The following is a 12,311-nucleotide window of genomic DNA, read 5'->3' on the forward strand; positions in this document are numbered from 1 at the left end:
AAAATAACGACATCCTGAGCGCCAGGCTGCGCGTTGTCGCCGGCGCTCGCTGAAATCCGGCGCCGGCCTGCCGCGCGCAAGCCTGCGGCAAGCATCAGGCGAAGGGGTTACTTGTTGGTCGGCTTGCGTTTGCGGGTGGTGCCGGAGGTTGCCGACGACGCCGATGAAGCCGATGTCGAAGCAGCTTTTGCCTTCGGTTTTTCCTTCTTTGTGGTGGGCGCGGCGGCTGGCACTGGCGCTTCAGCCGTCATGGCGGAGTTGACCGCCTGCTTGAACTGATCCTGCAGCATGTTCCACCAAGCCGCGGCATTGACCAGCGGCGCGGTCAGCGCGGCGGCATCCGATTCATCCCTGCTGGTCGGCTCGGGTGCGCCGCCGGCTTTCGCGTGCGTGTCATGGCTGCCATTGGCACCGTTGCTGCCGTTGCCGCCACTCGATCCGGTTAATCCGCCAGCCGCGGAAGACTCGCCGCCGGCCGGCTTGTCCATCATGCCGGCGCCCATGCTGGCACTGAAGGTTTCGCCCATCGATTGCAGGGTAGAAATCGTGGCCGCCTGCACTTCCAGCGCCTGTATCGTGCCGCGCAGCATGTTCATGTTCAGGGTCAGCCAGGATTCCACTGCTTTCAGGTCGGTGATCTTCTTGTTGATTTCCTCGACCGACAGGGTCGGCATCACCATGCCCGGCAAATTCATGCCGGGCATGCTCATTCCCGGCAAGCCCATGCCGCCCCACAGATTCTTGACGAATTCGAGCGTGTCCGTCATGGCCCCGATGCCCGGGATGTTAGGCATGTTCGGTTTGATCATGATTCAACTCCGCGTGGTAAACAGATTGCAGGGTAGCAGATTAGCTGAGTGAACAAAATGATAAAGGTTCCGGTTTCGCCCGGATTCTTCATGCGCTAGATCAGAAGGCAATCTTGCGTTCTTGAAACAATGGGTAACAAGTGCGAGGAACCTGCCTTGTCATCGTGAATCCACACTCTCCGTTAACTCACTGAAATCCTTCGGGATCCATTAGGTTGGTAAACTACCAGGATGATGAAAACCTTCTTTCCGGCACAGCAGCGCGCGGCGAGCAAGCGCTGGATCGCGCTGCTGGTCGCGTCGATCCTGCTGCATGTCGTCGCGTTCAACTGGGCCGAGGGCCGTCTCGGCATGCCTGCCTGGCCGCGGCAGAAGGATACGGTGATGACGACCGAACTGCTGCCCCCGCCAGCGCCGCCGGCGCCGCCACCGCAGGTTGCCGCGTCCAAGCCCAAGCCGAAAAAGGCCAAGCCACGCCGGACGACACCGCCGCCCGCGCCACCGGTGGTCAACGCCGCGCCGTCCCCGTCAGCGCTGACGCAACCCGCGCCAGAAGTCGTCGAAGCCCCTCCGCAGACGAGCGACGCACCGGCCGAGGCCGCCAGCGCAGGCACCGGGCCAAGCGAAACGGCAAGCATGCCGCAGCAAGTGTCGCCGGTGCCGCCGGTCAGCTACCAGTTCAATCCGCCGCCGTCGGCTGAATTGACGTACGACGTCAAGGTATTGCGTGAAGGGCAGACCTGGTACGGGTCCGGCATGTACCGCTGGGAAGCGACGCCTGACAGTTACACGGCGACGATCGAAGCGGGGGTGACGGTCTTGTTCCGCATCACCGTGCTGAACCTCCAGAGCGAAGGCCGGATCAATCATCTTGGCTTGGCTCCGGTGCTGTACAGCGAGAAGCCATGGCGCAAGGCGGTGACGAACACGCATTTCCAGCATGAAAACCACAAGATCAGTTTTTCTGCCTCGGAAGCGGTATATCCCTATCACGGCGGCGAGCAGGATCGTGCTAGCGTCATCTGGCAACTCGCCGGGATTGGGCGTGGCGATGTTTCGCAGTTTTACCCCGGTGCCACCTTCGACCTGTTTGTCGCTGGCCCGCGCGACGCCGAAACCTGGCACTTCGCCGTGGTCGGCGCCGAAGACCTCGAGTCGGCCAACGGCAAGCTCGGCACCTGGCATGTCCGTCGTCTGCCGAAACCGGGTTCGTACGACCGGGCCATCGACATCTGGTTCGCGCCGCAGCAGGAGTGGTACCCGGTCAAGGTGCGCGAAACCTATCGTAATGGCGACTACTACGACTTGTCGCTGGCGAAAGCCGAACCCGTTGCCGCGCATTGAATATTCCATGGAAAACACATGAAGTCCCTCCGTATTGTCCTGCCAGCGCTGCTGGCATGCGCCCTGTCGCTGGCGGCTGCCCAGCCGCCCGACGCTCCAATGACGAAGTACAAGTTCAACCTGCCGCCGTCAGCCGAACTCAGCTATGCGATCACGGCGCAGCAGAGCGGCTTGCAGCTCGGCGGCAGCGCGCTGGTGCATTGGGTAGTCAACGGCAAGAAGTTCTCGGTGGCGAGCGAAGCGCGCGCCATGCTGCTCGGGAAAATTCTCGATTCCCGCAGCGAAGGCATTGTCGACGATTATGGCCTGGCGCCCCTGAGCTTCACTGAAAAGCGCTTTCGCCGCGACCGCACCACCACCACCTTCGATCGCGATGCCGGCACCATCCGCTTCACCACCTCCGAGCAAACCTATCCGTTGCGCGGCGGCGAACAAGACCGCAACAGCGCGATGTGGCAACTCATTGCGGTGGCGCGGGCGGCGCCGGCGAAGTTCAAACCGGGCACGGAATGGACGTTCTTCGTGGCCGGCCAGCGCGACGCCGAACCCTGGACCTTCAAGGTGGTGGAACGCGAAAAGATCAGTACGCCCTTGGGCGAGCTGAACACGCTGCATGTGCTGAAGGAACCGGCGGCCGAATCCGGCGGGCAGCATGTCGATATCTGGCTGTCGCCGCAGCACGAGTGGTATCCGGTGCGCCTGCGCTATACCGAGCCGGATGCCGACTATATCGAGCAGACGCTGGAAAAGATCGGCAAGAGCGCGTCCTGACAAGGCCGCAGCCGGCGCGGCGCCCGCGCTACAATGCCGGCATTCCTTTCCCTACCTTATTCCGACGGTTATCCCCATGATGCAATCCAGCCGTGCGCTCGTCCTGTTCAGCGGCGGGCAAGACTCCACCACCTGCCTGGCCTGGGCCTTGGCGCACTACGCCCATGTCGAAACCATCGGCTTCGATTACGGCCAGCGGCATGCGATCGAACTGGCGGTGCGCCCGGGCCTGCTGCAAAAAATGCGCGCGCTGTCGGCCGACTGGAGCAGCCGGCTGGGTGAAGACCACATGATCGACCTGTCCCTGCTGTCGCGCATCTCGGATACCGCGCTGACCAGCGACGTCGAGATTGCGATGCAAGAAAACGGCTTGCCGAATACCTTCGTGCCCGGTCGCAACCTGCTGTTCATGACCGTCGCCGCCACCGTCGCCTACCGGCGCGGCCTGGACGTGCTGGTCGGCGGCATGTGCGAAACCGATTTTTCCGGCTACCCCGACTGCCGCGACGACACCATGAAAGCGCTGCAGGTCGCGCTCAACCTAGGCATGGGAACCCGCCTGAAAATCGACACGCCGCTGATGTGGATCGACAAGGCAGCGACCTGGCGTCTGGCCGAGGAACTGGGCGGCCCGGCCCTGGTCGACCTGATCCGCACCGACACCCACACCTGCTACCTCGGCGAGCGCGGCGCGCTGCACGACTGGGGCCACGGCTGCGGCACCTGCCCGGCATGCGAGCTGCGCGCACGCGGATATCGCCAGTTCAGGCAGGAATAACATCATTCGCCACCCGACAGACATTCACAGGCTTCAAAGATTCATTTAAAATGAATCTTAGTTTCCATTCCCCAGCCTACTGTCAATCAAAGGACGCATGATGCAATCCGAAGTTTTTCAATTTAAAACCGCGACTACCGAGGAATCCCTGGCCAACGCCGTACGCGTGCTGAGCGCCGTCGAAGGCGTGAGCGCCGTCACGCCTTCGCTGCTGCGCAACGAATTGAGCGTGCAATTCAATCCGGATCGCGCATCGAAACAAAGCCTGCGGGCAGTGCTGGCGAATGCCGGCTACGCCATCGTGGCGGCCAACCCGAGCGGTGGCTGCGGCGGTGGCGGCGGCGGTTGCAGCTGCAGCTAAACGCCTGATTCGACTTGCCAGTGCAGCGCCGGCCGCAAGTCGGTCCTGTCATGCACTGGCAACGCGCTCCGATTTCTCCTGTTTGCGCAGGGCCACCAGCAGCAGCATCCCGAGGCCCATAACACCTGCAGTAACGATCAATGCTCCGCGGTAGCTGCCAGTTGCCGTGGCGATGTAGCCCGCCATGGCGGGCGCAATAATTTGCGCGGCGCCATAGCTGAGCGTTAAGCGGGCCATGGCCTTGGCCGGATTCTCCGGGAAGCGGCGGCCGATCAGCGACAAGGTCAGGCTGACGATGCCGATGCAGGTCGCGCCGTACAGGGCCGCGCCGAAGAGATTCAAGGCCGTGTCGGCCGTGACCACGGGCAGGATGATGGAGACCGTCTGCAGCCCGTAGGCGAGCAACAATGCGGCGATCTCGCCGCGGGCGCGCGCAATGCGATCCCACAGAAAGCAGGATGGCGCGGCCGCAACGCCAACTATGACCCATACCCAGCCGCCCTTCCCTGAAAGCACTGGCAATTTTTCAAGAATCGCCACGATGAAGGTGGCGCTGATGACATAGCCGAAGCCGGCGCAAAAGTACGTCGCGATCAGCAGTTTCATCCATCGCGCATGCGGCGGCCTTCTTGCCATATTTGCCGCGCCGGGTTGGGCCGGCAGCGGAGCGGGCAGCCAGCGCCAGGCTGGCAGGAAAAACGCCACGCCGAGCAGGCCCAGCACCATCCACTGCTGCTCCCAGGCGAGCCGGTCGACCATGGCGGCCACGGCCAGCCCCGAGACGGCGATGCCCAATCCGAGCCCAGCAAAGTGCAGCCCGAGCTCGGGCCGGTGTCCTTTACGGATCAGCCAGTTCAGCACTAGGCCCGACGCCAGCAGCATGCCGGCGGTCGTCGACAGGCCCGCGACGGCGCGCAGGATTGCCCAGAGCGTCAAGTTGTCGGTCAGTCCCATGCCCGCCGTGCTCGCAACCGCCAGCACGAGCCCCCCACGATACAGCAGGAATTTCCGGCGCAAGTCGCCAATCGAGGCAGCCAGGAGTGCGCCCGTAATGTAGCCGACATAGTTGATGGTCGCCAGCCAGCCGCCGGCCAGATGCGACAGGCCGGCTTCCCGCTGCATGATCGGCAGCATCGGCGTGTACGCGAAGCGCGCAAGGCCGGCTGTCAAAATCAGCGCGCAGACGCCGGCAAAAATGACGCGGGAGCGCTCGGCGTTACTGGCCGGCGACAGCGAGGCGGTGACGGGATGCATGGGTTGCCTTCGAACGGATCATCGATGCCACCATGCTATCGGCATGCCCTTTTTCCGTCTTTCGATAGAATGACGACATGTATCGATGAACCGACACTTTTCGCAGGAACCCATGCGCCAGACACACGACTGGATCACGATCGACGTCCCCGACATGGCGGCCCTGCCGAAAGCCATTTTCCCGCGCACCCAGAATCTATCTGCCGGGCAGATGTTTCCGCCGCATAGCCACCGCTGGAACCAGTTCGTCTATGCCACCTCGGGCACCCTGGTAGTGAAGGTCGCGGGCTCCTGGTACGTGATCACGCCGGAACAGGCGATCTGGGTGCCGACCGGCGTCGTACATAGCACAGGGGCGCTGAACGATGCGGCGTTTCGCAACCTGTACGTCGACGACATGCCAGCCTCAGGGATGCCGGCGGCATGCACGGTCTTTTCCGTGACGCCATTGCTGCGGGCGCTGATCGTCGAGCTGGAAAATGCCAGCCGCGATGTCGAGGACGAGGCGTATGTCGACAAGCTGAACGCTCTGATCCTGGAACAGCTCAGGCGCTTGCCCGCCCTGGACTTCCATTTGCCCTGGCCGCAGACGCCGATGCTGCACCGGATGTGCGAAGCACTGTATGCCAATCCTGCCGATGCGCGCAGCGTCGACGACTGGGGTCAGGCCCTCGGTGCCTCCGCCCGGACCCTGGCGCGCCGGTTCGAAAAGGAAGTGGGTCTCAGCCTGCGGGAATGGCGCTACCGGCTGCGCTTGTTCCTGGCCGTGGAATGGTTGTGCGCAGGGCGCAGCGTGACGGAGATCGCTCTGGCGCTGGGCTATGCCTCGACGTCCGCCTTCACCTACATGTTTCACCAGGAAATGGGATGCCCGCCATCGGAGTGGCGCAAGAAATAACCGGGTTGAACGGCAGCCAGGCAGCGACTACCGCTGCAGCAGAGACGTCCCGCCAGGCGCATTAATCAACTGGACAGTTGTCCAAATACGACATACCATTGAATTATTATTATTTTGGACACTTGTCCAAATTCAAGGGGTATGCCGTTGCATGCGGCAGGAAGCCACCTACCAGGAGACAAAAAAATGGATATGTTCCGGCCACCGGAAGCCGCGCTTGACGAGGAGATAAGCGGGGAGCTGATCGCGGCATTGCACAAGCAGCGCGAAGCCCAGCGCCAGGCGCCGCTGCCGGCGTGGGAAGTCAGGGCCGACCGCCTGCGCCGACTGCGCGCCTTGGTCATGGAAAACCGCGCCAGCATCGCCGCAGCGATCGATCGCGACTTTTCCCATCGTCCGCCGGCGGAAACCGACTTGCTGGAAGTCTTCCCCTCGACAGGCGGCATCGACCATGCGCTGCGCCACGGGAAGAAATGGATGAAGCCGCGCCGGCGCCGGACCGGATTGTGGTTCAGGCCGGCACGGTCGATACTGCTGCCCCAGCCGCTGGGCGTGATCGGCATCATCGTTCCATGGAACTATCCGCTGTTTCTGGCAGTGGGGCCGCTGACAGGCGCCCTCGCGGCAGGAAACCGGGCGATGCTGAAACTGTCCGAGCTGACGCCTGAATTCGCTGCGCATTTCGCCACCCTGATCCGCACCTATTTCGATCCCGCCGAAGTCACCGTCGTCAATGGCGACGCGAACGTAGCGCGCGCATTCAGCGGCCTGCCCTTCGATCATCTGTTGTTTACCGGCTCAACCCGCGTCGGGCGGGACGTCATGCATGCCGCCAGCGCAAACCTGACGCCGGTGACGCTGGAGCTCGGCGGCAAATCGCCGGCCATCATCGGCGCCAATGCCGATTTCGATGCGGCGGTGACATCCATCCTGCGCGGCAAGCTGTTCAATGCAGGGCAGACCTGCATCGCCCCCGATTATGTGCTGCTGCCGAAAGGTGACGAGACACGGTTCATCGATACCGCGCGCGCGGTGTTCAACCGGCTGTATCCGGCCAGCCGGCAATTCCAGGACTACGCGAGCATCATCACGGAGCGGCACCACAATCGCCTGCTGTCGCTCATCGATGACGCCGCTCAGGCCGGCGCCGCCGTCCATTCGCTGGCGGCAGACGACCAGGCGGCGGGCGGGCGGCGGCTGGCGCCGGTACTGCTGACCGGCGTAACCGACGACATGACGGTCATGCAGGAAGAAATCTTCGGGCCGGTCCTGCCGGTCATGAGCTATGCATCGCTCGATGAAGCCATCGCTTACGTCAACGCGCACCCGCGCCCGCTGGCTCTCTATATGTTCGACCGCGACCGCGCCAGTGTCGATCGCATGGTCACGCAAACCGTGGCCGGCGGCGTGACCGTCAATGACACGCTGCTGCATATCGCGCAGGATGACCTGCCGTTCGGCGGCGCGGGCGGCAGCGGCATGGGCGTCTATCACGGCAAGGACGGCTTCGACACGTTTTCCAAACTCAAGCCGGTCGTCTACCAGTCGCGCCTGAACGGCATGTGGCTGGTGCAGCCCCCCTATGGCAAGCGATTCCGGCAGATGATGCGGATCATGATCCGATAAGCTATCCGCGCAAGGCAACCATACCGGCCGACAAAGATGCCGGGGTTTTATAAAAGAGGAGACATATGTCAAAAGCGCTTTCTCGCCGATCTTTCCTGAAGGTCGGCATTGTCGGCGGACTGGCGCTCGCTACGGCGGGCGGCATTTACCGTCTCACGCGGGCTCCCGAGGTGCCGCACCGCTTTGTTCTCGATGACGGCGCGCACAAGGTGCTGGCGGCAATCGCCCCGGTGATCCTGGCTGGCGCACTGCGTCCGGGACCAGCCGACGTGCAGGCCTCCGTCGAACGCACCAAGGGTGCGATCCTGGGCCTGCCGCTGCGCACCCAGAAGGAAATCCAGGACCTGTTCGCATTGCTCACGCTGGCGCCTGCCCGCCGCTTCCTGGCAGGCCTGCCCGATGACTGGGCGAATGCAAAACAGGAAGACGTCGCCGCTTTCCTGCAAAGCTGGCGCATGCACCGCATCGGCATGCTGCAGACCGCCTATCACGCCTTGCACGACCTCGTCGTCGGCCCCTGGTATGCGGACGAATCGACGTGGGCCTCCATTGGATACCCTGGCCCGATCAAGGAACTCAGCTGAGACAGACGATGACAACGACAATCATGAACACCAGATCCATCACCGATCCGATCCAGGCCGGCCTTGCCTCCGGCTGGAAGGTCATCGACGCCTCCACGCTCGACGCCAGCCGCCAGTTCGAGGCGGACGTGGCCATCATCGGCACCGGCGCCGGCGGCGGCGTGACCGCGGAAATCCTGAGCATGGCCGGCTTGAAGGTTCTGCTGATCGAAGAGGGCCCGCTCAAGTCGTCCAAGGATTTCAAGATGCGCGAGGCGCAGGCCTATCCGGCTCTGTACCAGGAGTCTGCCGCGCGCAAGACTAAGGACAAGGCGATCAGCATCATGCAGGGACGCAGCGTCGGCGGATCGACGACGGTCAACTGGACGTCGAGCTTTCGCACGCCGCCAGCCACGCTGGGCTACTGGCAAAAACACTTCGGCCTGAAGGATTACTCCCCGGAGGCGCTGGCGCCCTGGTTCGCGCAAATGGAACAGCGCCTGCATGTCGCGCCCTGGGCCGGCGCGCCCAACGAAAACAACAGCCTGCTGCGGCGCGGAGCGGAAAAGCTCGGCATTTCCACGGCCGTCATTCCGCGCAATGTGAACGGATGCTGGAACCTCGGCTACTGCGGCATGGGCTGCCCGACCAATGCCAAGCAATCGATGCTGGTGACCACCATCCCGTCGGCGCTGTCGCGCGGCGCGCTCCTGCTGACGCGCACGCGCGCCGAAAAGCTCAATTTCAAGGGCGACAGCGTCGACAGCCTGTCGTGCGTGGCGCTGGATGCGGACGGCCTGGCGCCGTCCGGCAAGACGATCACGGTACGCGCCCGGCACTACGTGGTGGCCGGCGGCGCCATCAATTCGCCCGGCCTTCTGCTGCGCTCGAATGCGCCGGACCCGCACCGCCTGCTCGGCAAGCGCACCTTCCTGCATCCGGTCGTGCTGTCGGCGGCGCTGTTCGACCACAAGGTCGACGGCTTTTCCGGTGCGCCCCAGTCGATCTATTCCGATCATTTCCTGCACACGGATGCCGTCGACGGACCGATCGGCTACAAGCTGGAAGTGCCCCCGCTGCACCCGCTGCTGTTTTCGACCACGCTCAACGGCTTCGGCGAACGCCATGCCGGACTCATGCGGCAGTTCCCCCACATGCACACCATCCTCGCGCTGCTGCGTGACGGCTTTCACGAGCAATCGCCCGGCGGCTCGGTGGAACTGCGGGACGATGGCTCTGCGGTACTGGATTACCCGATCACCGATTTTGTCTGGGACGGCGCGCGGCGTGCCCTGCTCACGATGGCGCAAATCCAGTTCGAAGCCGGCGCGAAAACGGTGTATCCGGTGCATGAACTGGCGGAAGGCTATACCAGCTGGTCCGGTGCGAAGAAGGCGATCGAGGCGCTGCCGTACAAACCGTTGCTCGCGCGGGTGGTATCGGCGCACGTCATGGGTGGCTGCACGATGTCGGACGACACGAAGCTGGGCGTGGTGTCTTCCGCAGGCCGCTACCACGGGGTGACGAACCTGTCGGTGCATGACGGCTCGCTGTTCCCGACGTCGATTGGCGCCAATCCGCAATTGTCGATCTACGGCGTCACCTGCCGTCTGGCCAGCACGCTGGCGCAGCAGTTGACCGGCAAGCCGGCACCGGTATTGCAGAGCGCGTAATGCACAGATGTGCCGGAGTAAAATGACGCCGTCCTATCGGTGTGGAGCAGTGCCGCAGCATGAAGTTGAATGATTTGAAAAAAACATCCGCCAGCAAGTCCGAGAGCGTCGAGAAGCAGGAAAAGCAAACGGACAAAAAGCAGGAAGTCGCCCGGCACATGCTGGCCGCGCTGGCCGACCTCGGATTCGCACGCCTGAACCTGCGCGAGATTGCGGCCCGCTCCGGCACATCCTTGGGCATCATTCATTATTATTTCAAGGACAAGAATCACCTGCTGGTCTACGGTTTGCAGCTCTACAAGGAGAATTTTGTCCACGAGCTGACCACCATGATCGATAACGCGGCCAGCCTTGAAGAATTGCTGCGCACCACGGTGTGCACCCTGGCCGGCGTGGTCGAGGAAGACGGGCACACCCATCGCCTGTGGTACGACCTGCGCACGCAGGCGTTGTTTGATCCGGTATTTCGCCCAGTGGCAGATGAGATCGAAGCGCATCTCATCACGCTGTGCGAGCGTTTCCTGAACAAGGTGCACGCAGTGAGCGGGCTGGAGCTGACCCTCGATGCCGAAAGCCTGTACCTGATGATCGACGGATTGATTCGTTATCACATGCAGCAGCATTTGGCCGGCAATGAAGGCGCCGGCGACCGGATGGCGCAACGCCTGTTCGAGATTTTCAAGCGCGAGAGCCGCTAGTCGCAGTTCTTTTCCTTGCCTCTATTCGGGCTGCAGCAAGGCGTAGACTCTGTGCCAAATTCTGTGAACATTGACTCAAATCAATCGTTAAGCTTAAGCACGGAATATATGATTTGATCTCGCACAGTCCGGGGCCCGACTGGTAAAGAGTATGGCGCCCCGGATGCTAACAAATCCCCTCGATGGAAATGACTCGATTGACGCGCCGATTTACTGCCTGGCTCGCCGCTTTTGCGGTCCTGCTGGCGGCGTTTGCGCCTTTCATTTCCCACGCAATGCCCCAACCCAAGCGCGCCGCTCCAGGCTGGGTCGAGGTTTGCACGCACACCGGACCCAAACTGCTCAAGCTGAACGACAAGCAGCATGCCGCCCCTTCCACGCCGGCGGAAAAAGGCGTGCATTCTAACCACTGCTCATTCTGTTTCACGCATACCGGGCAGACCGGCCTGCCTCCCACCGCCGGCTTCGTGCTTCCGATTGCCAGCGGCAAGCAAGCGCTGCCGCGCCTCGACGATCGATCGCCCCGACCGCTCTTCGCCTGGACGAACGCGCCGTCGCGCGCCCCACCCGCCCTTTCCTGACCGCTATTGAGGCCGGATTCGCTGCCCGCGCAGCGATCAGCTCCAACCGCTTACCGCGGCTGCCGCTATTTGCCGCTGCACGCCGCCTGACCTGACACGCCCAAGCTGCCGTTCCGGCGGGCGTGTTCGTCAGGCTTCCATTTTTCAATGAGATGTCGATGAAGTACCTGCTACTAACATCGTTGCGCACTGAGCGCGGCGACAAGGCGCGTAAATCGATCGGTACTCGGCTACTGAGGTTGTCGATCGTGATCGGCATGCACCTCACGCTCGCCGCATGGGCATGGCATACCCAGCTCGATGCGCCAGCCGAACCGGCGCCGTTGCCCATGGTGGTGCGCGCCATCGCGCTGTCCGCCCCGCCGCCGCAGGAGCCGCCCAGGCCCATTGCCCCGCAGGCGAAACCGCGCATCCCCTCGCCCAAGCCACTGCCGCCAGCCACCGCGCGCCCTGCTGCGCCGGCACAGCAGACGGCGATGCAAACGGCGGCGTCCACTGCCCAGCAGACGCCGGCCAACGTCGCCGCCGCTCCGCAGCCGTCGGCCCCAGTAATGGAACAAGCGTCGCCGTCGCCTGTGCCGATGCCGGTGACGGCTGCGCGTTTCGATGCGGCCTATCTGCAAAATCCAGCCCCTGTTTATCCGCGGCTGGCGCGCAAGTCGCGCGAAGAAGGAAAGGTGCTGCTGCTGGTGCAGGTGTCTGCATCCGGCGAGGCCGACAACGTCCAGCTCAAGCAGACCTGCGGCTTCCCCCGCCTCGACGAAGCGGCCATGGACGCGGTGCGCAAGTGGCGCTTCATCCCCGCGCGGCGCGGAGCGGAATCGGTCGCCGCCAGCGTCGTCGTGCCGATTGTCTTCCGGCTGGAGGGATGATGAGCGCTCGACACAGCCCCCCTGCTTGCAGCGACAAGCGATGGAATCAGGTTCCCGCCCATACTGGATCACTCTAAACACGC

At 63.1% G+C, this 12,311-nt stretch carries 13 protein-coding genes; 11 read left to right on the forward strand and 2 right to left on the reverse strand.

From position 1 onward, the window contains the following. Positions 1-107: 107 nt before the first annotated feature. On the reverse strand, positions 108-809 hold the full coding sequence (locus TSA66_RS22145) for a PhaM family polyhydroxyalkanoate granule multifunctional regulatory protein (RefSeq protein WP_040041550.1): 702 nt from the start codon (positions 807-809) through the stop codon (positions 108-110). A 231-nt stretch (positions 810-1,040) separates the two neighbouring features. On the opposite strand from TSA66_RS22145, the gene TSA66_RS22150 reads away from it, so the two are divergent. From TSA66_RS22150 to TSA66_RS22165, 4 genes are all read left to right on the forward strand, one after another. Beyond that, positions 1,041-2,153 (forward strand): DUF3108 domain-containing protein, encoded by a 1,113-nt coding sequence (locus tag TSA66_RS22150; protein WP_052452525.1) that lies wholly within the window; start codon positions 1,041-1,043, stop codon positions 2,151-2,153. A gap of 18 nt (positions 2,154-2,171) precedes the next feature. Beyond that, on the forward strand, positions 2,172-2,924 hold the full coding sequence (locus TSA66_RS22155; protein WP_040041551.1) for a DUF3108 domain-containing protein: 753 nt from the start codon (positions 2,172-2,174) through the stop codon (positions 2,922-2,924). A 76-nt stretch (positions 2,925-3,000) separates the two neighbouring features. Next, entirely contained in the window at positions 3,001-3,702 is a 702-nt protein-coding gene (gene queC, locus TSA66_RS22160; protein WP_040041552.1) for a 7-cyano-7-deazaguanine synthase QueC, read from the forward strand. Positions 3,703-3,799: 97 nt separating this feature from the next. After that, positions 3,800-4,063 carry a heavy-metal-associated domain-containing protein gene (locus TSA66_RS22165; protein ID WP_040041553.1) on the forward strand — a complete coding sequence of 88 codons (264 nt, stop codon included), beginning with the start codon at positions 3,800-3,802 and terminating at the stop codon, positions 4,061-4,063. Positions 4,064-4,111: 48 nt separating this feature from the next. Here TSA66_RS22165 and TSA66_RS22170 read toward each other — a convergent pair whose 3' ends face one another. Then, positions 4,112-5,317: a YbfB/YjiJ family MFS transporter gene (locus tag TSA66_RS22170; protein WP_040041554.1), complete on the reverse strand. Its 1,206-nt coding sequence runs from the start codon at positions 5,315-5,317 to the stop codon at positions 4,112-4,114. A 112-nt stretch (positions 5,318-5,429) separates the two neighbouring features. Here TSA66_RS22170 and TSA66_RS22175 point away from each other — a divergent pair, with 112 nt between their 5' ends. The 7 genes from TSA66_RS22175 (at position 5,430) to TSA66_RS22205 (ending at position 12,228) form a co-directional block, all read left to right on the forward strand. Then, a complete protein-coding gene (locus tag TSA66_RS22175; protein WP_040041555.1) occupies positions 5,430-6,215 on the forward strand; it encodes an AraC family transcriptional regulator in 786 nt (261 codons plus the stop codon). Positions 6,216-6,401: 186 nt separating this feature from the next. Then, positions 6,402-7,841, forward strand: a complete 1,440-nt coding sequence (locus TSA66_RS22180) for a coniferyl aldehyde dehydrogenase (protein WP_084199815.1) — start codon at positions 6,402-6,404, stop codon at positions 7,839-7,841. A 65-nt stretch (positions 7,842-7,906) separates the two neighbouring features. Further along, a complete protein-coding gene (locus TSA66_RS22185) occupies positions 7,907-8,425 on the forward strand; it encodes a hypothetical protein (protein ID WP_040041556.1) in 519 nt (172 codons plus the stop codon). A 23-nt stretch (positions 8,426-8,448) separates the two neighbouring features. After that, the gene (locus TSA66_RS22190; RefSeq protein ID WP_040041557.1) at positions 8,449-10,077 is read left to right on the forward strand and encodes a GMC family oxidoreductase; all 1,629 of its coding nucleotides are present in this window, start codon (positions 8,449-8,451) and stop codon (positions 10,075-10,077) included. 59 nt (positions 10,078-10,136) lie between these two features. After that, positions 10,137-10,775 (forward strand): TetR/AcrR family transcriptional regulator, encoded by a 639-nt coding sequence (locus TSA66_RS22195; RefSeq protein ID WP_040041558.1) that lies wholly within the window; start codon positions 10,137-10,139, stop codon positions 10,773-10,775. 188 nt (positions 10,776-10,963) lie between these two features. After that, positions 10,964-11,356: a DUF2946 domain-containing protein gene (locus TSA66_RS22200; protein WP_040042882.1), complete on the forward strand. Its 393-nt coding sequence runs from the start codon at positions 10,964-10,966 to the stop codon at positions 11,354-11,356. A gap of 158 nt (positions 11,357-11,514) precedes the next feature. Then, positions 11,515-12,228: an energy transducer TonB gene (locus TSA66_RS22205; protein WP_052452526.1), complete on the forward strand. Its 714-nt coding sequence runs from the start codon at positions 11,515-11,517 to the stop codon at positions 12,226-12,228. Positions 12,229-12,311: the final 83 nt, after the last annotated feature.

The organism is Noviherbaspirillum autotrophicum (assembly GCF_000818395.1).
GTDB classification, from domain to species: domain Bacteria; phylum Pseudomonadota; class Gammaproteobacteria; order Burkholderiales; family Burkholderiaceae_D; genus Noviherbaspirillum; species Noviherbaspirillum autotrophicum.

Bases quoted from the DNA above. Each gene is read 5' to 3' on its own strand.
- TSA66_RS22145 (WP_040041550.1), bottom strand. From the start codon at position 809: ATGATCAAACCGAACATGCCTAACATCCCGGGCATCGGGGCCATGACG.
- TSA66_RS22150 (WP_052452525.1), top strand. From the start codon at position 1,041: ATGATGAAAACCTTCTTTCCGGCACAGCAGCGCGCGGCGAGCAAGCGC.
- TSA66_RS22155 (WP_040041551.1), top strand. From the start codon at position 2,172: ATGAAGTCCCTCCGTATTGTCCTGCCAGCGCTGCTGGCATGCGCCCTG.
- queC (WP_040041552.1), top strand. From the start codon at position 3,001: ATGATGCAATCCAGCCGTGCGCTCGTCCTGTTCAGCGGCGGGCAAGAC.
- TSA66_RS22165 (WP_040041553.1), top strand. From the start codon at position 3,800: ATGATGCAATCCGAAGTTTTTCAATTTAAAACCGCGACTACCGAGGAA.
- TSA66_RS22170 (WP_040041554.1), bottom strand. From the start codon at position 5,317: ATGCATCCCGTCACCGCCTCGCTGTCGCCGGCCAGTAACGCCGAGCGC.
- TSA66_RS22175 (WP_040041555.1), top strand. From the start codon at position 5,430: ATGCGCCAGACACACGACTGGATCACGATCGACGTCCCCGACATGGCG.
- TSA66_RS22180 (WP_084199815.1), top strand. From the start codon at position 6,402: ATGGATATGTTCCGGCCACCGGAAGCCGCGCTTGACGAGGAGATAAGC.
- TSA66_RS22185 (WP_040041556.1), top strand. From the start codon at position 7,907: ATGTCAAAAGCGCTTTCTCGCCGATCTTTCCTGAAGGTCGGCATTGTC.
- TSA66_RS22190 (WP_040041557.1), top strand. From the start codon at position 8,449: ATGAACACCAGATCCATCACCGATCCGATCCAGGCCGGCCTTGCCTCC.
- TSA66_RS22195 (WP_040041558.1), top strand. From the start codon at position 10,137: ATGAAGTTGAATGATTTGAAAAAAACATCCGCCAGCAAGTCCGAGAGC.
- TSA66_RS22200 (WP_040042882.1), top strand. From the start codon at position 10,964: ATGACTCGATTGACGCGCCGATTTACTGCCTGGCTCGCCGCTTTTGCG.
- TSA66_RS22205 (WP_052452526.1), top strand. From the start codon at position 11,515: ATGAAGTACCTGCTACTAACATCGTTGCGCACTGAGCGCGGCGACAAG.